13 protein-coding genes are annotated in these 19636 nt (G+C 62.5%); 11 read left to right on the forward strand and 2 right to left on the reverse strand.

The annotated features are described in order from the left end of the window. Positions 1-21: 21 nt before the first annotated feature. Entirely contained in the window at positions 22-1923 is a 1902-nt protein-coding gene (locus BN1139_RS00840; RefSeq protein ID WP_005350587.1) for a transglycosylase SLT domain-containing protein, read from the forward strand. Positions 1924-2100: 177 nt separating this feature from the next. Next, positions 2101-3099: a LacI family DNA-binding transcriptional regulator gene (locus BN1139_RS00845; RefSeq protein WP_005350588.1), complete on the forward strand. Its 999-nt coding sequence runs from the start codon at positions 2101-2103 to the stop codon at positions 3097-3099. Positions 3100-3176: 77 nt separating this feature from the next. On the opposite strand, the gene BN1139_RS00850 is transcribed toward BN1139_RS00845, so the two are convergent. Further along, positions 3177-4241, reverse strand: a complete 1065-nt coding sequence (locus BN1139_RS00850; RefSeq protein ID WP_005350591.1) for a 3-deoxy-7-phosphoheptulonate synthase — start codon at positions 4239-4241, stop codon at positions 3177-3179. A 126-nt stretch (positions 4242-4367) separates the two neighbouring features. Continuing rightward, positions 4368-6320 (reverse strand): TonB-dependent receptor domain-containing protein, encoded by a 1953-nt coding sequence (locus BN1139_RS00855; RefSeq protein WP_005350593.1) that lies wholly within the window; start codon positions 6318-6320, stop codon positions 4368-4370. 266 nt (positions 6321-6586) lie between these two features. On the opposite strand from BN1139_RS00855, the gene BN1139_RS00860 reads away from it, so the two are divergent. The 9 genes from BN1139_RS00860 to BN1139_RS00900 all read left to right on the forward strand — a co-directional run bounded on the left by BN1139_RS00860 (position 6587) and on the right by BN1139_RS00900 (position 19479). Continuing rightward, positions 6587-7735 carry an isochorismate synthase gene (locus tag BN1139_RS00860; RefSeq protein ID WP_005350595.1) on the forward strand — a complete coding sequence of 383 codons (1149 nt, stop codon included), beginning with the start codon at positions 6587-6589 and terminating at the stop codon, positions 7733-7735. After that, entirely contained in the window at positions 7732-9378 is a 1647-nt protein-coding gene (locus tag BN1139_RS00865; RefSeq protein ID WP_005350597.1) for a (2,3-dihydroxybenzoyl)adenylate synthase, read from the forward strand. The genes BN1139_RS00860 and BN1139_RS00865 overlap by 4 nt, the downstream gene beginning before the upstream one ends. Further along, positions 9375-10307: an isochorismatase family protein gene (locus BN1139_RS00870; protein WP_005350598.1), complete on the forward strand. Its 933-nt coding sequence runs from the start codon at positions 9375-9377 to the stop codon at positions 10305-10307. The genes BN1139_RS00865 and BN1139_RS00870 overlap by 4 nt, the downstream gene beginning before the upstream one ends. Continuing rightward, the gene (gene dhbA / locus BN1139_RS00875) at positions 10304-11065 is read left to right on the forward strand and encodes a 2,3-dihydro-2,3-dihydroxybenzoate dehydrogenase (RefSeq protein ID WP_005350600.1); all 762 of its coding nucleotides are present in this window, start codon (positions 10304-10306) and stop codon (positions 11063-11065) included. The genes BN1139_RS00870 and dhbA overlap by 4 nt, the downstream gene beginning before the upstream one ends. A gap of 125 nt (positions 11066-11190) precedes the next feature. Next, entirely contained in the window at positions 11191-15180 is a 3990-nt protein-coding gene (locus BN1139_RS00880; RefSeq protein ID WP_005350602.1) for a non-ribosomal peptide synthetase, read from the forward strand. After that, positions 15177-16046, forward strand: a complete 870-nt coding sequence (locus BN1139_RS00885; protein WP_005350604.1) for a hypothetical protein — start codon at positions 15177-15179, stop codon at positions 16044-16046. Before BN1139_RS00880 ends, BN1139_RS00885 begins: the two co-directional genes overlap by 4 nt. A 268-nt stretch (positions 16047-16314) precedes the next feature. Further along, a complete protein-coding gene (gene pdhA, locus BN1139_RS00890) occupies positions 16315-17403 on the forward strand; it encodes a pyruvate dehydrogenase (acetyl-transferring) E1 component subunit alpha (RefSeq protein ID WP_005350606.1) in 1089 nt (362 codons plus the stop codon). Then, positions 17396-18382, forward strand: coding sequence for an alpha-ketoacid dehydrogenase subunit beta (locus tag BN1139_RS00895; RefSeq protein WP_005350608.1), 987 nt, complete (start codon positions 17396-17398; stop codon positions 18380-18382). The genes pdhA and BN1139_RS00895 overlap by 8 nt, the downstream gene beginning before the upstream one ends. Further along, positions 18379-19479, forward strand: a complete 1101-nt coding sequence (locus BN1139_RS00900; protein WP_005350610.1) for a dihydrolipoamide acetyltransferase family protein — start codon at positions 18379-18381, stop codon at positions 19477-19479. Before BN1139_RS00895 ends, BN1139_RS00900 begins: the two co-directional genes overlap by 4 nt. The last annotated feature ends 157 nt before the right edge of the window (positions 19480-19636 follow it).

Raw genomic sequence — 19636 nt, forward strand, 5'->3', positions numbered from 1 at the left:
TGCCCTCAATGGAGATGTTCAGTGAAAGCTGTATGGGGAATTGTTTTGTCGGCGCTGTTCGTGCCGACCCTGATGGCGCAGACTGCCGACCAGACGCTCTACCGTCAGGCGTATGACGCCGTACGGGCCAATGATCAGGCCCGTTTCCAGCAAATTCGTGCCCGTTTGACCCATTACCCCCTGCTCCCTTACCTCGATTACTATCAGCTCGCCTTTCGTCCGGGGGCGGCGGATTACAACGATGTGACCCGCTTTATCCGCCAGCATGGAGATACCCCCCAGTCCAACCGGCTGGAGCGCAGTTATCTGACCTATCTGGCCCAGAGCCAGCAGTGGTCGCAGTTCCTGCGCTTCTATCCGGCCAAGCCGAGCTCCACCGACCTGCTCTGCATGCACTATCAGGCGCTCTATTACACCGGCAAGCCGAAAGAGGCGTTGCAGGGGGCGGGCAAGATCTGGATGAGCGGCCAATCCCGTCCCGATGCCTGCTCCCCGCTGTTCCAGCTGTGGCAGGCATCCGGTCAGCGAACCCAGGAGAAGATCTGGCAGCGGATGACGCTGGCGTTCGAGGCGGAAAACCCCAATCTGATCCGCCACCTTGGCGCGACCCTGGGTAGCGGCTTGCAGAGCTATGGCGATCAGATGGTGACCCTGTTTGAGCAGCCCGCCAAGGCGATGAACCCGGCCTATTTCAGCAGCAATCCCTATTCCCGCAAGCTGCTCTCCCTCGGTTTGACCCGCTATGCCAATCAGGAGCCGGAGTCGGTGCTGCGCCAGCTTGCGCTATTTCGCAGCCGTTTCGGCCTGACCCAGGCCGAGGTGAAACCGGTAGAGCGTGCCATTGCCCGCCGCCTGCTGCTGGATCGCTCCATAGCCCAGCGTAGCTGGGTCGACAGCACGGTGAAAAAGCTGGCGGACCCAGATATCACCGAGCTGCGGGCACGATTGGCCATCTGGGAGCAGGATTGGCGTGGCCTCTCCGGCTGGGTGAAGATGATGCCGATGGCCCGTCAGAAAGAGGATCGCTGGCGCTACTGGATGGCGCGCTCCCTTGAAGTGCAGGGGCAGCAAAAACCGGCGCGGGATCTCTATCTGGAGACCGCCAACCTGCGCGGTTTCTACGGCTTTATGGCGGCCCAGCGCACCGGAGTGCCTTATCGCATCAAGAACCAGAGCGTCAAGCATGTGCCGGACTGGCGGACGGCCAGCCAGCGCTGGCCCTTCCTGTTGCGGGTGCGCGAGCTGTTGTCGATGAACGAGATTGCAGCGGCCCGCTCGGAGTGGATCCACAACATGGATCGCAATCCGGTGGCCAAGCGCATCGAGTTTGGTCATATCGCCCTCAATCAGGGCTGGCACGAGCTGGCCATTCTCGCCAGCATTCGCGCCGAGGCGTGGGATGCCCTCGACCTGCGCTTCCCGCTGCCGCTCAAACGCACCTTCTCCCAGATGGCGCAAGAGCGCACCATGAACACCAGTTTGCTCTATGCCATCTCCCGTCAGGAGAGTGCTCTCTATCCGCTGGCCCAGTCGCCGGTGGGGGCGCGCGGTCTGATGCAACTGATGCCTGCTACTGCCAAAGAGACTGCCGGCAAGCTGGGGGTGCCCTATCGCAACGAGCAGCAACTGTTTGATCCGACGATGAATATTCGTCTGGGGAGCGCCTATCTCAAGCGCTTGCTGGATGTTTATGACGGCAACCGGATCCTGGCGGCGGCCGCCTACAACGCCGGGCCGGGACGGGTAAAACGCTGGCGAGAGCAGAGTGACAACAAGCCGATGGACGTGTGGGTCGAGAGCATCCCCTACAAGGAGACCCGCAACTACGTGCAAAACGTGTTGTCGTTCGATCTCATTTATCAGCACAAGCTGCAGCAGCCGCTGCGCTTCATGTCAGAGCGGGAGCTCAATCACGCCTATTGAGTCGGGGGCCGCCAGCCGGCCCCTGTTTTCAAATTTCCCTGCTGCCGGGTATCATCGGGTAAGGTTTTGTTACCAAAGGAAACATGCCTGGTGACCTGGCTCCGGGAATTGCATCAGGCCGCAGGGTATACTCGGGCGTCGGCACCGACAGGTTCCCCCACAATAAAGGAATGGATAGTGGCAACGATTAAAGACGTTTCTCAGCTGGCAAATGTGTCTATCTCCACCGTGTCGCGGGTTATCAACAACACGGCACAGGTAGCACCGGAAAAGCGTGAGGCCGTACTGGCGGCCATGAAGGAACTGAATTTTCGACCCAACAGTTTTGCCCAGGCACTGGTCAGCAAGCGTTCCAACTGCATTGGCGTGCTGGTTGGCGACCTCTGCGGCGGCCCCTTCTTTGCCCAGATGATGCGTGGCATCGAAACCATGGTCGATCAGGCCAACAAGTTCACCATCGTCATGTCTGGCAACCACGATATCGCGCGCGAGCGTCACGCCATTCAGGCGCTGCTGCAGCGCCAGTGCGATGCGCTGATCCTCCACAGCAAGGCGCTCCCTGACGAGGAGCTGAGCGAGCTGGCGGCTGGCTCTACCCCCATCGTGTTCATCAACCGTCAGGTGCCGGGCGCGGAAGATCGCTGCGTCTGGCTCGATAACCAGGCGGGGATCACCACCGCGTGCCAGCACTTGCTGGATGCCGGTCATCGCAACATCGCCTTTATCACCTCCGATGATGAAGAGTTTGTCGATGGTCAGCAGCGGATGGCCGGTTACACCCAAACTCTGGCGAGAGCCGGGATCGCCTTTGATCCTGCTCTCGTCAGCCGCGCCTATGCCGACGAAAATGGCGGCTATGTGGCGATGAGTGAACTGCTGGCCCGTGGTGTCGAGTTCACGGCCGTGCTCGGTTTCAACGACGGTATGGTGGCCGGCGCCATCTCTTGCCTGCTGGAGCGGGGTTACAAGATCCCGCAGCAGGTATCGGTGGTGGGGTTCGACGATATCCCCTACGCCCGCTACATCTATCCCAAGCTCACCACGGTGCGCTACCCCATCGAGGAGATGGGCAGCCGCGCAGCCGAGCTGGCGCTGCGTCTGCTCGATCACAAGCCGGTGGACGGCCTGGCGCTCAAGTTTGAAGCCCAGCTGGTGGAGCGTGAGTCAGTCGCCTGACGTGCGTCAGACAGTGAACAACAAGGTGGCCCCATCGGGGCCACACTCTTTTCTGCGTTATCTCTCTAATCCGCTATTTATCCCGCCAGGGCGATCCGCTGCTGGCGGCGTGCCTCCACCCCTTCTGCCACCATATCGAGCAGTTGCCTTGTCTGTTCCCAGCCGATGCAGCTATCGGTGATCGACTGGCCGTAGCGCAGCGGTTTGCTGCCAATCTCCTGACGCCCTTCGCAGATAAAACTTTCCACCATGATGGCGGCGATGGCATGGCTACCAGCACCCAGCTGGTCGGCAATGTCACGGGCAACCAGCAGCTGGCGGGCATGTTGTTTCTGGCTGTTGCCGTGGCTGCAATCGATCATCAGGCGAGGGGAGAGATGATGCTGGCGCAGCAGCTCGCCAGCCTCTGCCACATGACTGCTCTGATAGTTTGGCTGGCGGCCACCGCGCAGGATCAGGTGGCAGTCGGGGTTGCCATGGCTGCGTACCAGTGCCAGCTGGCCATCACCGCAAGGCTGGGTATAGAGGTGGGCCGCCCGGCTGGCGAGGATCGCTTCTACCGCGATCCAGATATTGCCATCGGTGCCGTTTTTAAAGCCGATGGGGCAGGGAAGGGCCGAGGCCAGCTGGCGGTGGAGCTGGGATTCGGTGGTGCGAGCGCCAATGGCACCCCAGCTGATGAGATCCCCCAGATAGAGCATGCTGGTGAGATCGAGAAATTCGGTGGCACAGGCGAGCCCTTCCTGTCCAAGGGCCAGAAGTAACTCCCGGGCCTGGGATAGGCCCTTTTCCAGTCGATCGCTGCCATCGAGGTCGGGATCGAAGATAAATCCTTTCCAGCCGAGCGTCGTGCGCGGCTTTTCGAAATAGGTGCGCATCACCAGTTGCAGCTGCTCCCCGTATTGGCCCTGCAGTTCAGCGAGCCGGCCACCATAGTCGCGGGCGGCTGCCGGATCGTGAATGGAGCAGGGGCCGATCACCAGCAGTAGGCGATCATCCTCTCCCTGCAGAATATGGCGGGCTTGCTGGCGGCTGCGAGCGATCTGGCGAGCGAGCCGTGCCGGACAGGGTCTGGCCTTTAACATCTCGTCAGGAGTGGGCAATGTGGCAAGGGGTGAAGCATTCAGAAGTGAGGTGAACATGAGCGATCCTGATGACAAATGGAAATCTGCATGCTCTTTGCTGTCCAGTGGGGATCTTCCCCTTATTCTCTTGGTTAACAGAGCGCGGGCATGGGCCCGCGCTCTGTTATATCGGCCTTGGCTACCTTAGAAGCGGGCTGAGCCGCTGACGTAGTAGCTGCGACCCGGTTCGACGTTCTGGAAGACGGTGTCTTTCTCTTGCAGGCGCACGTCGGTCAGGTTGTTGATCCCCAGTCGCAGGTCAAAGTTCTCGGTGACCTTGAAGCCGGTGCCGAGATCGAAGGTCTGATAGCTGGGCAGCTTGTGCAGTACGACAACCTTGTTGACGGTCTGCTCGGCAAACTGGGTGCCGGTGTAGGTGGTGCCGACAAAGGCATTGACCCGCTCGGTGGCCTGCCAGGTGATCTTGGCGTTGGCCTTGTGCTCCGGCCGCTCGGGCAGTGCCTGACCCTGATCGCCTTCAGCCTTGAGGTAGGTGTAGTTGGCGCCAAGGTTGATATCGTCGGTCAGATCGAGCTTGCCGGTCAGCTCCAGCCCCTTGGTGGTGGCCTTCTCCAGGTTGTACCAGGTGCGGTCAGTGGAGTTCGGCAACTGCTTGAAGGTGAGCATGTCGTCGATGTCGGAGTAGAACAGGGTAGCGCTGGTTTCCCAGATCCCTTCTCCTGCGATGACACCCAGCTCGTAGTTGGTGCTGGTTTCCGGCTTGACCTTGTCGCTGCCATAGATGCGGCAGCTGCCGCCGCAGCTCTCGATGCTGTAACCGTTGGAGTACTGGTGTGGTGCCGGAGCCTTGAAGGCCTGGCTGACCCCGCCCTTGACGGTCACCACATCGTTCATCTCATAGACCAGATAGCCGCGCGGGGTGAAGTGGCTGCCGTAGATCTCGTGATGATCGTAACGGCCGCCCAGCGTGAAGGTCAGGCTGTCGGTCAGGCCAATTTCGTCCTGAGCGAACAGCGCCTCCTGAGAGTGACTCTCTTTGCCGCCGATATCCTTGTAGCTCACCGCATCCACCAGCTCCCGATCCAGATATTCACCACCCAGGGTCAGGTAGTGGTTAGCCAGCGCCAGGTTGGTATAGCCCTTGAGGGTCAAGGTGTTCTCTTCCAGTTCGCGCTGCTGCGGGGCAGAGTAGCTGGTGTTGAAGTCGTCGATCTGGGAGGTCTCGTAGTTGGCCATGATGGTGGTGTCACCCCAACTCCAGTTCCCCTTGTGGGTCAGACCAAACAGGTTGCGATCGTTTTGCTGCTGGCGGCTATGCACCTTGTTGCCGGTTTTGCGGAAGATATCGAGAGGCCGCTCATCCTGGTTGTAGAGGTAATCCAGCTCGAAGCGCTGCTGCTCATCCACCAGCCAGCTGAGGGTGGAGGCGAAGTTGCGGGTCTGTTTGGCTTCGATAAGGGGGATGCCGTCAGCAGCTTCGGTGGGGGTCCAGGCTTGACGGTCATACACCTCGCCGTTCATCCGGATCAGCAGGTTGTCGGTCAGCGGGCCGGTAAAGCCCAGGTTGGTTCTGTGCTGATCGCCGCCATCCTTGCCTTCGATAGCCTTGAAGTCGGCATCGGCCGCCCCTTGCCAGGTTTTGCCCGGCTGCTTGGTGATGATGTTGATGACACCACCGATGGCATCGGAGCCGTAAAGTGCCGACATGGGGCCACGGATCACCTCGACCCGCTGGATCATGCCAAGGGGCACGGGAGTGTTGTCGAAGTTGCCGCCGCGCCACAGGGCATTGGAGGAGGAGAGGCGTTTGCCATCCACCAGTACCAGCGTGTATTTGCCGGACATGCCGCGAATGCCGATATCGCTGCGGCCATTGGTGTCAGCTTCAGCCTGAATGCCCACTTCGTGGCGCAGCAGGTCGGCAAGATCATTGACGGGCGCGGCGGCGATCTGTTCGGCCGTGATGACAGAGATAGAAGCTGGTGCCGAGCGGGTATTGTGCGCCGTGGTGGTGACGGTGATCACCTCGTCGGCTTGAGGCGCGTTGCTGGCGGCGAGCGCTTGCTGGGTCAGCAGAGTGACGATGGTGGTGGCCAGCAGGCTGGGAGCAATAAAACGGGAGGTTGAGGATTTCATTATTTACATCTTCCATAATATACAAATGATAAGCGTTATCATTATCAAGTTGAATTTGCTCCGATCGCAACTCTTTTTTATCGGCAAAGCTCAGTTTCGTTCGTCACCCTCTTTTGACTAAAAAGAAGTTGATGAAATTGATTCTCATTTGTATTGATCGTTTTTTCGCTCCTTGTTAGGATGCCGTTCACCCTGATATCTGGTGAGTCAAATGACTCACTTTAAGTCGCGTCAGGCAGTGATTCATTCCAAGGAGTAGCACCGTCATGTGTGACCATGCACTGGAAGGAGAGTGGCCCGCAGCAACTGCCGGGCTGGATAAAGTGTGCTGTTTTGCCAGCGGTGACAGGGTACTGGTCGCCTCCGGTATCCACGACAGTTTTACCGGTATCCCGCCGGAGAAGCTGCTCGCCCATCTGCGTCAGTTGCGCCAGCAGGGGATGGTCAATCCCATCGCCATCGGCGCCATTCCGTTTGACACCCAATCCCCCTGGCATCTGGTGATCCCGGCGCAATCGCAGTGGGTCGCAAGGGATGCGATGTTGCCCGCCAGCTGTTGCCAGCTCCATGGCGAGGTGAGCGAAGTGACCGGCTCCGCCCACTATCAGGGGGCAGTGCGGGCAGCGTTGCAGCAGTTCAGCGAGGGGCAGCTCGAGAAAGTGGTGTTGTCGCGCGCCATCGATGTGCAGAGCGCAGAGCAGACCTCCCCCGCACACGCCTATGGCTCTCTACTGGCCCAGAATCCGGGCGCCTATGTGTTCCAGATCCCGCTGCCGGATGGGGAGACCCTGCTTGGTGCGAGCCCCGAGCTGCTGGTATCGCGCAGCGAGGTGGCGGTGGTGAGCAATCCGCTGGCGGGCTCCCGTCCGCGCCACGCTTTTCCTGATCAACCTGCGGCCTGTGTCGAACTGTTGGGGGCGCAGAAGGATCGCTATGAACATGCGTTGGTGGCCGATGCAGTCGCTGCGGCCCTCGCTCCCTTCTGCCGCGAGCTGGACGTCCCTCTGGAGCCGCAGGTGATCGCCACTCCTACCATGTGGCACCTCTCGACCCGCATCGCCGGACGGCTCCATGAACCCTCTCCCGTGCTGGCTCTGGCGCTGGCACTGCACCCGACACCGGCGGTGTGCGGCACGCCGCTCTCGGCAGCGCGTCAGGCCATCGCCCGGCTTGAGGGGTACGATCGCCGCTTCTACTGCGGCGCCGTTGGTTGGATGGATGCCGACGGCAATGGCGAGTGGGTAGTCACCATTCGCTGTGGCGTGCTTGCAGGCAGACAGCTGCGGCTCTATGCTGGCGCCGGGGTGGTGGTGGGCTCTTCGCCGGAAGCGGAGTGGCAGGAGACCGCCGCCAAGCTCGGCACCATGTTGCGTGCCTTCGGCCTCGAAAGCCGGGAGCCGGAGGTAACCGCATGAAGCCGCTGGTGCCCTTTACCCCCTGGCCCGCCGAGCTGGCAGCCCACTACCGGGCACAAGGGTGGTGGCGCGGACAACCGCTCACCGCCCTGCTCGATGAATCTGCCGCACGTTATCCCGAGCGCACGGCCCTGATCTGCGGCGAACGCACCCTTAGTTATGGCCAGTTAAAGCGTGAGGTCGATGCGCTGGCGGCGCGGTTGGCCGCGCGCGGGCTGGGCCATGGCGATACTGCTCTGGTGCAGTTGCCCAATTGTGCCGAGTTCTATATCTGCTGGTTTGCCCTGATCCGCTGCGGCGTGGTGGCGGTGCATGCCCTCTACAGCCATCAGCGGCGCGAGCTGGTGGCCTTTGCCCGCCAGATTGAGCCCGCCTTGCTGGTACTCAGCCCCTCCCATCCCGGCTTTGCCGGTGAAGCGGGGAGCCTCGTGGCCCTTGACGAGTTGGTGGCGCCTTCCTGTCAGACACTGTTTTTCGAGCAGGCTGAAGGGAGTGATCTTCAGTCAGGATTTGCATGGCGTCGGCCTGACCCCATAGCCCGTGCTGATGGTTCGCCTCTGACGGCCACTGCGCCAACTCCTACTCCGGCCGATCAGGTCGCCTTTTTCCAGCTCTCCGGCGGCAGTACCGGCACTCCCAAACTGATCCCCCGTACCCACGATGACTATGGCTACAGCGTGCGCCAGAGCGTGGCGGTGTGCGGTTGGGATGAGCGGGTGATCTATCTCTGCGCCCTGCCGGCGCCCCACAACTTTCCCCTGAGCTCCCCCGGCGCACTCGGGGTGTTTTATGCCGGTGGCTGCGTGGTGCTGGCAAAGGATCCTTCCGCAGTAACCTGTCTGCCGCTGGTGCAGCGTCATCAGATCAATTGGGCGGCCCTGGTGCCACCGGCTCTGGCGCTCTGGCTGGAGGCGGCCAGCCACTATCCGCAGACCTCTCTGGAGTGTGTGCAGGTGGGAGGGGCGCGCCTCAGCCCGGTTCACGCCGAGGCGGTAGCGAGCCGCCTTGATTGCCGCTTGCAGCAGGTGTTCGGCATGGCCGAGGGGCTGGTCAACTACACCCGAACCGAGGATGACCAGTGGTACATCGTCAATACCCAGGGTCGCCCGATGAGCCCGGGTGACGAGGTGGAGGTGCGGGATAGCGACGGGCGCCCCTTGCCCGATGGCGAGTGCGGCGAGCTCTGGACGCGTGGCCCCTACACCTTTCGCGGCTACTTCAAGGCCGATGTCCACAATCAGCGGGCTTTTGATCGGGACGGTTTCTACTGCACCGGCGATCTGGTCTGCCGCTTGCCCAGCGGTCATCTGATGGTGGTGGGGCGCAACAAGGATCAGATCAACCGGGGCGGGGAGAAGATCGACGCCCTCGAGATTGAAGAGCTGCTGCTGACCCACCCGGAGGTGCGGCAGGCGGCACTGGTCGCCATGCCCGATCCCATGCTGGGGGAGCGCAGCTGCGCTTTTCTGATGTGCCGCGAGCCCCTCAATTTGCCCCGCTTGCGCCGTTTCCTGCGCGAGCAGGGGGTGGCCGATTACAAACTGCCCGATCGCCTGGTGCTGGTGGAGCAACTGCCCCACACCCCGGTCGGCAAGATAGACAAACAGACGCTGCGCGAGCAGCTCGTCAAGGAGTGTGCATGACCATTCAATCCCTCGCCGCCTATCCGCTGCCTACCGCTGAGGAGCTGCCTACCGGGCGGGTGAACTGGCCTTTCGAACCGGGCCGCGCCGCCTTGCTGGTCCACGATATGCAGCACTATTTCGTCGACTTCTACGGGGCGGACAATCCGCTGATCAATCAGGTCATCGACCATATCGCCACCCTGATCCGTCAGGCGCGTATTCTTGGCATGCCGGTGGTCTATACCGCCCAGCCCGCCGAGCAGAGTCAGGCCGATCGGGCGCTGCTCAATGACATGTGGGGGCCGGGGTTGACCCGAGCGCCGGAGCGCCAACCAATCGTTCCGGCGCTGGCACCCGGGCCGCAGGATACGGTGCTGACCAAGTGGCGCTACAGCGCTTTTTGCCGCTCACCGCTGGCCGAGCTGATGGCCGAATGGGGGCGGGATCAGCTGGTGATCTGCGGCATCTACGGTCATATCGGGGTGATGCAGACGGCGGTCGATGCCTTTATGCGCGATATCCGTCCCTTCCTGGTGGCAGATGCCATCGCCGACTTCTCCCGCGAGGATCATCTGCTGGCGCTCTCCTACGTCAGCCGCAATGCCGGTCGGGTGATTACCGTGGCCGAGGTGATGGCGGCCAGCAAACGCCCTCTGACTCGCGAGTCACTGCGTGATCTGGTGTTGGCGCGGCTGCCCGCCGAGATGCAGCAGGAGCAGCCCACCGAGGATGACAACCTGCTCGACTACGGTCTCGACTCGCTGGCTGTGATGGGGCTGGTGGAAGAGTGGCGTCAGCAGGGGCTGGTGGTGGAGCTGGCCGAGCTGGCCCGCACGCCGACCCTGGCTCACTGGTGGGCGCTCCTCTCCCGTCAGCTTCACGTCAGTCAGGCCACGGCTTATCAGGCCAACGAAGAGCACGTCAGCGAACCGGAGTGCACCCCATGAGCGAGTGGCAAGGCAGAACCATCTGGGTGACCGGCGCGGCGCAGGGAATTGGCCATGCGGTGGCGCGCACCTTTGCCGAGGCGGGGGCCAGCGTGGTGGCGCTCGATCTGCAACTGGCCGAGGCGCTGCCCGGCAACGTGAAGGGAGTGGTGATCGATGTCAGCGACAGCGAGGCCGTGACCCGCTGCTGCGAACAGCTGCTGGACGAGGGGCTGGGGCCCGATGTGCTGGTCAATGTCGCCGGCGTACTGGCGACCGGCAGGCTTGATGAGGTGGATGACGCCCTCTTGCTGCGCACCTTCGCCATCAACACCTTCGCCCCCTTCTATCTGATGCGGGCCCTGACCCCCTGGTTTCAGGGGCGGCGCAGGGGCGCCATCGTCAATGTATCCTCCAATGCCGGTCGGGTGCCGCGAGTGGGTATGGGCATCTATGGCGCCTCCAAGGCGGCGCTGACCAGCCTCACTCAAACGGCAGGGCTGGAACTTGCCCCCTTTGGGGTGCGCTGCAATCTAGTGTCGCCGGGCTCGACTCGCACCCCCATGCTGTACGGCATGTGGCAGGAGGGGGAACAGCGCGAAGGGGAACTGCGAACCATCGCGGGCCTGCCCGGGCAGTTCAAGCTGGGGATCCCTCTTGGCAAGCTCGGGACACCCGACGAGGTGGCTGCCTGCGTGCTGTTTCTCGCCTCCGATGCCGCCAGCCATATCACCCTGCAGGATCTGGTGGTCGATGGCGGTGCCACCCTGGGGGGCTGATCTTCGGCCTGCCGGTGTAGTGGGTACGACACTCTCTTTATGGAGGAGGCCAGGCCTCCTCGCTTTTCAGCCATGCGGGCAGGGGCAAGTCGCTGCTCGCTCGATGTTTGCGCAAGGATATTCCCATGGAACAGACAATGGCGATGCGCGCCACCCAGCAGCGTGGGGAGCAGCCGCGCTGGCCGCTAACCACCGCTCAGGCGGGCATCTGGTTTGCCCAGCAAAAATACCCGCAGAGCCCCGCCTGCAATACCGGCGAGTACTGGCTGCTGGAGGGGGCGCTGGCTCCCCATCACTTCACCCGCGCGGTACGCCAGACCATCGACGAGATCCCCGGTCTGCACTGCGCCTTTGTTGCCACTGTCGATGGCCCGCAGATGGTGGCCAATCCCGCTTGCTGGCAACTGACCGAGCGGGATCTGCGCAGCGAAGCCGATCCGCTTGCAGTCGCGCAGGTCGAGATGCGTGCGCAGCTGGCAGTTCCCTTCAATCTGGCCGGGGGGCCGCTGTTTGCCACCACCCTCTATCGCCTCGGCGAGAGGCGGTGGGCCTGGTTTATCGCCGTGCACCATATCGCCATCGACGGCTTTGGCCTGAGCCTGCTCTGCCAGCGGGTGGCCAATTGGTATGAGGCGCTCTGTGCCGGCGAGCAGCCAGCCCCCTGCCGCTATGCATCCCAGCAGGAACTGCTGGCTGAAGAGGCGGCCTATCAGGATTCGCCGCGCGCTGCGCGGGATCGCGATTTCTTCGTGCAGCAGCTGACCGGGGTAGAGACTCCCGCGTCGCTCTCCCGCCATCCGGTGCAAGGGCCGGGCCCCACCTATCGTCTTGAACAGCGGCTGGCTGGCCGCCAGTGGCAGGCATTGGTAGAGCGGGCGACTCGTTCGGCCTGTCACCCCTACAGCCTGCTGCTGGCGGCGGTGGCCAGCTATGTGCAGCGGATGAGCGGCGCTGGCGAGGTGGTGCTGGGTATTCCGCTGATGGGGCGGCTTGGCTCAGTGGCGGCCGATACCCCCTGCATGAAGGTCAATGTGGTGCCCCTGCGCATCGAGTTGAGCGGCACCAGCCGGGTAGGGGAGTTGCTGGTACAGGTTGAGCGGCAATTTGCCGCCCTGCGTCGTCATCAGGGCTGCCGTCAGGAGTGGTTGCAACAGCGTCAGCCGGGCCAGCCGCTGTTTGGCCCTCAGGTCAACCTGATGCCCTTTGCCCGTACCCTCAGCTTTGGTGAAGGACACAACCAGGTTCGTGGCGAGGTGCAGGTGCTGGCGGCGGGGCCGGTGGAGGAGTGCGCCTTCTACTTTGCCGAGGAGGCAGGCGCTATGACCCTGACCCTCGAAGCACATCAGGGGCGCTTCAGCCAACAGGAGAGTGAACGTCATCTGGCCCGACTGGTAGCCTATCTGGCCGCCTGGAGTGAGGCGGCTGACGAGACCCTGGCGGTGCGCTTGCCGCTGTTGCTGCCCTGCGAGCAGGCTGAGCTGACGCGCTGGAACCAAACCGACCATCCGTTGCCGACCACTACCCTGAGCGCACTGCTGGCCGAGGGGCTGGCGGCGGCAGATCAGAGCGCCATCGCGCTGGAGTGTGGCGCCGAGCGCTGGAGTGTGGCCGAGCTGCGCCAGCGCACCCGCCAGCTGGCCAGCTATCTGGCAGGGAGGGGCGTGGGCCCCTGTTGTCGGGTGGCGGTGGTGATCCCGCGCGCTCCCGAGCTTATTCTCGCCCAGCAGGCCATCATGGCGGTGGGTGCCGTCTACGTGCCCGTAGACCCGGACTATCCGGCGGAGCGGATCGGCTACATTCTCGCCAGCAGCGATCCTGCGCTGGTGCTGACCAGTCGCACCTTGCGGATGCCGCTCGATATGGCTGCGCCACTTGTCTGCCTCGATGCCCCCGGTGTGGCAGAGCAGCTGGCGGCTGTAGAGTTGGCAACGACAGCACCTTGTGATCTGCCAGCCCCCAAACCGGAAGATGCGGCCTACATCATCTACACCTCCGGCTCGACCGGTCGCCCCAAAGGGGTGGTGGTGAGCCATGGCGCCATCGTCAACCGGCTGCTCTGGATGCAGCACATGTATCCCATCGGTCCGGCGGATCGGGTGCTGCAAAAGACCCCGGCTGGTTTCGATGTCTCCATCTGGGAGTTCTTCTGGCCCTTTATGACCGGTGCGCGGCTGGTGCTCGCCAAACCGGGCGGCCACAAGGATCCCGCCTACCTTGCCGAGCTGATTGAGCTGGCGGGGATCACCACCTTGCACTTTGTCCCCTCCATGCTGCAGATCTTTGTCACTCAGGCCGAGCCTGCGCGTTGCCGCGCCCTGCGGCAGGTCTTCTGCTCCGGCGAGGCGCTGCCCGCGGATCTGGTGCAGCGCTGGTATGGGGCATTTTCAGCCCCCCTGCACAACCTCTATGGCCCGACCGAGGCGGCGGTGGATGTCACCTGGTATCCCTGCCGGGCAGACGAGGCGGTGACCAGCGTGCCCATCGGCTATCCGGTCTGGAATACCTGTATCCACATTCTCGACCCCTGGTTGCAGCCGGTGCCCCCCGGTGTAGCGGGGGAGCTCTGGATCGGCGGCGTGCAGGTGGCGGAGGGCTACTTTGGCCAGCCCGAGCTCACCGCCGAGCGCTTTATTGCCAACCCCTTCGGCGCGGGACGGCTCTATCGCAGCGGCGATCTGGCCGCCTGGCGCGAGGATGGCGCCATCGAGTATCTGGGGCGCCTCGATTTTCAGGTGAAGATCCGTGGCCAGCGCATCGAACTGGAGGAGATCGAGCAGGTGCTGCTGCGCCATCCCCGGGTGGCGCAGGCGGTGGTGCTGGCCCCCGAATTTGCCCCCGGCGATCGCCGTCTGGTGGCCTATGTGGTGACCGCAGATAGCAGAGATATGACGCTGGCCGAGCTTACACCTGCCCTTGGCGCTGCCTTGCCCGACTACATGGTACCGGGGCTCCTGGTAAACCTGGCTGAGCTGCCGCTTACCCCCAATGGCAAGCTGGATCGCAAGGGGTTGCCGCTGCCCGATATGGCGTCGGCGGTGGGTCAGTCACTGCCGAAAAACCTGCTGGAGGAGCGGCTCTGTCGCCTCTTCGCCGAGATACTGGGGCTGGCGCGGGTCGGCGCCGACGATAACTTCTTTGCCCTCGGTGGCCACTCCCTGCTGGCGGCGCAGCTGGTGGTGCGTATTGAGGAATCAATCGGACAGGATCTCACTCTGGCCAGCCTGTTCGAAGCGCCGAGCCCTGCCCAGCTGGCGCGTCGTCTTGGCGGCGAGCGGGAGGCGATGCCCATGCTGTTGCCCTTGCGGGCGCCCGGTGCGCAGTCCGGCGTATCAGGCCCCACCCTCTTTTGCGTCCACCCCGCAGGGGGGCTCGGCTGGTGTTATGCGCCACTGGTGCCCCATCTGCCGACCGACATGGCGGTCTATGCCCTGCAGGCGCGGGCGCTCTGCCAACCGAATGCGCCGCTGCCTGCCAGCTTCGACGAGCTGGCCCTCGATTATGTGACCGAGCTGCATCGTCAACAGAGCGAGGGGCCCTACTGGCTGCTCGGCTGGTCGCTCGGGGGCATGTTGGTGCACCGGATGGCCGCCATGTTGCAAGAGCAGGGACAGGAGGTGGCCATGGTGCTGCTGCTCGATGCCTACCCCTGTCAGCAGTGGCAGACCCAGCCGTTGCCCGACGAGCAGCGGATGCTCGATGCGTTGCTGCGGATGGGAGGCATTGCGGTTGCGGATGAGGCGCTCGATTCCCTCACTCGCGACGACGTGGTGGCCCGACTGGGGGCGGAGGGGAGTGCGCTGGCCATGCTCGACGAGCAGGTGGTGAGCGCCATGATTGAGCTGGTTGGCCATAACAACAGGTTGATCCGTGAGCCGGTCGACTACTGCTACCACGGGGAGGTGATCTTTATCGAGGCGTCAGCCTCCCGCCAGCCCTGGCTGGATGGACGTGGCTGGGAGCCGCTGACAAAAGGGGACATCCGCTATGAGCGCTTCCCCTGCCTCCATCAGGAGATGGTGCATCCCGACTGGTTGGCGAAGATCGGCGCCCTTATTTGTGAGCGGGTCGATGGGGTCGGGCAACAACCATACATCCGACAGGAGGGGGACGCATGACCCCGGTTGCCGCCATCCGGGAAGCCTTGCTGGCGGGCAAGCTGGTGGGACTGGGGGAGCCGCATTGGCACCCGGATTTTATCCGGCGCCAGCACGCCTGGCTCTGTGATCCGGCGCTCTGGGGAGTCATGACCGATCTGGTGCTGGAGTGCGGCAATCGCCGCCATCAGAGCTTGCTCGATGCCTGGCTGACGGGGGAGAAGAGCTGGCAGGATGAGCCGCTGACGCTGGCCCGGCTCTATCCGGTCTGGCTCGACTCCTGCGCCTTTCCTGCCTGGATGGCCCCCGAGTTTCCGGCTCTCTTTTCCGCTCTGCGCCAGAGCAATCTGGTGCGCCCTGAACATGTACGGCTGCGGGTGCATCTCTGCGAGCCTTCATTCGAGTGGCAAGAGTTGACTCCGGAGCGGTGGCAGCTACACAACAGGGGGCGGGATCAGGCGCTGGCCGACTATCTTCTTGCACTTCCCGCCCGCGGCGTGGTGGTGCTGGCGGGGGCGCGCCATCTGCTCAAAGTCGCAGGGGATCCCCACTTTGCGCAGCCGACGCTGGGCCAGTTGCTGGAGGCCGCACGGCCGGGTTGGCTGCAGGTGCTTCATCCTTGGCCAATGGCTGATGGAAAGGGAGATGAGAAAGAGGAGCGAGTGTGCGAGCTGGCCGGGATCGCGACTGCCGACCTCTATCCCCACTGGCCGGCGCATCCGCCGCTGGAGACTCTTATCGACAGGTTGGTGCGCGTTGCTGACCGGGGACGGGAGATGCGAATTTGCCCCACCTTGCTGGCCGAGCCCTGGCGCAGCCGCTTGTTGAGTCGCGCTCACTTGCTGCCAGCTGGCATGGCCCGCCAGCTGCAACAGTGGCTGGCGTAACTGCTGGTTGGTGTAACCGCTGACTTGAGTAACAGAAGGGGGAGCAAGGCTCCCCTTTTTCACATTTTGCATCCTGCATTCAGCGCTGCAAAGTTGCACCATTTACGGCATACCTTGCCACTCATCGCCGAAAATTCAGCTCCTTCGCTACTTTAAAGAAGTTTCTACTGGTCTTACCTGAGTAAATCCCTTTGCTTTTTATTTAACAAGGTATTTACATTTGGGTGTCACCAGCATCGGTGACGCTCACAACGGCAAGGAGCCAGTTATGACCCATGTCGACATCCCTTTCCTTCGTTACCTCGATGCGGAAGGGTGCCCGGTCGCCACCTTACCGACCTGGCTGGACAAGGCGATACTGCACACCTTCTACCGCAATATGGTGATGGTGCGCAGCTATGACAAAAAAGCGATTGCGCTGCAACGAACCGGCAAACTCGGTACTTTTCCCTCCCATCTCGGCGCAGAAGCCGTGGGGATTGGCATTGGTCTGGCCATGCAGCCGCAGGATGTCTACGTTCCCTACTATCGGGACATGCCCACCCTCTATGTGCGGGGCGTGCCGATGGAGAAAAACCTGCAATATTGGGGGGGGGACGAGCGGGGCAGTTATTTTCTCAAACCCGATGGGACTCCCTCTGAAGATCTCCCCATCTGCGTCCCCATCGCCACCCAGATCACCCACGCCTGCGGTATTGCCTCGGCCTTCAAACTGCGTAATCAACCGCGTGTCGCCGTAGTCACTATCGGCGACGGTGGCACCTCCAAGGGGGATTTTCTGGAGGGGCTCAACTGCGCCGGGGTATGGCATCTGCCGATGGTCATCATCGTCAACAACAACCAGTGGGCCATCTCGGTGCCACGCAAGCTGCAATCGAGCGCCCCAACGCTGGCCCAGAAGGGGATTGGTGCCGGAGTGCGCAGCCTGCAGGTGGATGGCAACGATGTGGTGGCGGTCTACGATGCCGCGCGCAGTGCCGTCGAGCGGGCCCGCAGCGGCAAGGGGCCGACCCTGATCGAGGCGGTCAGTTATCGTCTCGGCGATCACACCACGGCCGACGATGCCACTCGCTATCGCGATGGGGCTGAGGTCGAGGCCGCCTGGGCGAAAGAGCCGGTCAAGCGGCTGCGCCAGTTTATGCACAGCCAGGGCTGGTGGGATGAAGAGCAGGAGCAGAGCCTGCTGGCGGAAGCCACTCGGGAGGTAGAGCAGGCGGTCGCCCGCTATGAGGTGATGGCGCCCCAGCCGCCGGAGGCGATGCTCGATTATCACTACGCCAGCCTGCCCGCCGAACTCGTGCCCCAGCGCGAGCGAGTGATTGCCAAGGGGATGAAGCAGGAGGTTGGCCATGAGTGAGATCAGTTTGCTGGAAGCGGTCAACATGGCCCTTCATTACGAGATGGAGCACGACCCGGATGTGGTGGTACTGGGCGAGGATGTGGGGGTCAACGGCGGGGTGTTTCGCGCCACCGTAGGGCTGCGCGACAAGTTCGGTTTCAAGCGGGTGATCGACACGCCGCTGGCCGAGGGGCTGATCGCCGGGGTGGCGGTCGGCATGGCGACCCAGGGGCTCAAGCCGGTGGCGGAGTTCCAGTTTCAGGGCTTCATCTTCCCAGGGATGGAGCAGATCATCTGTCAGGCGGCGCGGATGCGAAACCGCACCCGTGGCCGCCTCTCCTGTCCCCTCGTCTATCGCTCCCCGTATGGCGCTGGCATTCATTCGCCTGAACATCACAGCGAGAGCGTCGAGGCGCTGTTTGCCCATATTCCCGGGCTGCGGGTAGTGATCCCCTCCAGCCCGAGACGCGCCTATGGCCTGCTGCTCTCGGCCATCCGCGATCCGGATCCCGTGATGTTTTTCGAACCGGACCGCATTTATCGCTCGATGAAATCCGAGGTGGTGGATGACGGTGTCGGCCTGCCGCTGGATGTCTGCTTTACCCTGCGCCCGGGCCGGGATATCACGGTAGTGGCCTGGGGAGCCTGCATTCAGGAGGTGATGCGGGCGGCGAACCTGTTGGCCGAACAGGATATCCAGTGCGAGGTGCTGGATCTGGCCACCATCAAGCCGCTGGATATGGAGACCATACTCACCTCAGTGCGCAAGACCGGTCGCTTGCTGGTGGTGCACGAGGCGTGTGGCAGCTTCGGAGTCGGGGCCGAAATTGTGGCGCGGGTGACCGAGCAGGCACTCCCCAGCCTCAAGGCGCCGCCCAAACGGCTGACCGGGGTGGATGCAGCCGTTCCCTACTATCGCAACGAAGCGTATTACCTCATCACCGAGCAGGATATCGCCGATGCCGCTCACCAGCTGATGGAGAAACAGTGGCTATGAAATTTTTCAAATTACCGGATCTGGGTGAAGGGTTGGCCGAAGCCGAGATCGTCGAGTGGAAGGTGAGTGCCGGTGATACCGTCACGGTCGATCAGGTGCTCTTGTCGGTGGAAACGGCCAAAGCGCTGGTGGATGTGCCCTCTCCGGTGGCCGGGGTGATTGCCCGTCTCTGCGGCGCCGAGGGGGATATCCTCCATATCGGTGCGCCGCTGGTGGAGTTCGAGGGGGGCGAAGATGATGGGACCGTGGTGGGCAAGGTGAGCGCCCATCAGCAACATATCGAGGATCATTTCGTGGTGGGGGCCATTGCCCCGGGTGGCGCGCTGGTGCAAGCCATGCCTGCCGTGCGCCTGCTTGCACAAAAACTGGGTGTGGATATCGACCGGATCAAGGGGAGTGGCAGCGGCGGAATGGTGACCGAGCTGGATGTGCAGCAGGCATTCGAGTCACAGCAGAGCAGTGGCAACGAATTCCTCAAAGGGTCGCGGAGGGCCATGGCCAAGGCGATGGAGCTCTCTCATCAGACTGTGGTGCCGGTCAGCATCACCGACGAGGTGGATTTGCGTCACTGGCGGCCTGATGAGGATGTGACGGTGCGCCTTATCAAGGCCATTGGCGTGGCGTGCCGCGCCGAGCCCTCGATGAACGCCTGGTTCGATGGCGACACCCTGTCACGGCGTCTGTTTAAAGAGGTCAATGTGGCCATCGCGGTGGATTCAAAGCATGGCCTCTATGTGCCGGTGATGGAGAACGTGGCCGAGCGGGAGGGGACAGATATCCGGCAGGGGCTGGATCGGATGATCGCCGATGTGAAGGCGCGCGCCGTGCCGCGCGAAATGTTGCTGGGGGCGACCATTACGCTCACCAACTTCGGTGCCATCGCAGGCCGTTATGCCAGCCCCATCGTCACGCCGCCGCAGGTGGCCATCATAGGGGCAGGCAAACTGTTCGAAAAAGTGGTGTTCATCCATGGGGAGGCTCGCCCCGTCAGGGCATTGCCGCTGTCGATGACATTTGACCACAGAGCCTGTACCGGCGGCGAGGCGGCTCGTTTTCTCAGAGCGCTGGTCGAAGCGTTGGAAGCAGCCACCTTATAACGGTTTGTGCCCTGTCATTGGCAGGGCACAAATTTGTTTGCGTAATCTACAAAGCCACGTATAATCCAAACCAGCTTGAAAGGGCGATAGTTATGTCAATGAATACGATGTTTCACATCTTGTCCTGTTGTTCATAAGTTAATCCCGTTTTTTGAGC

Origin of the sequence: Aeromonas veronii bv. veronii (assembly GCF_000820225.1) — a bacterium.
In the GTDB taxonomy this organism is placed as follows: Bacteria; Pseudomonadota; Gammaproteobacteria; order Enterobacterales; family Aeromonadaceae; genus Aeromonas; species Aeromonas veronii.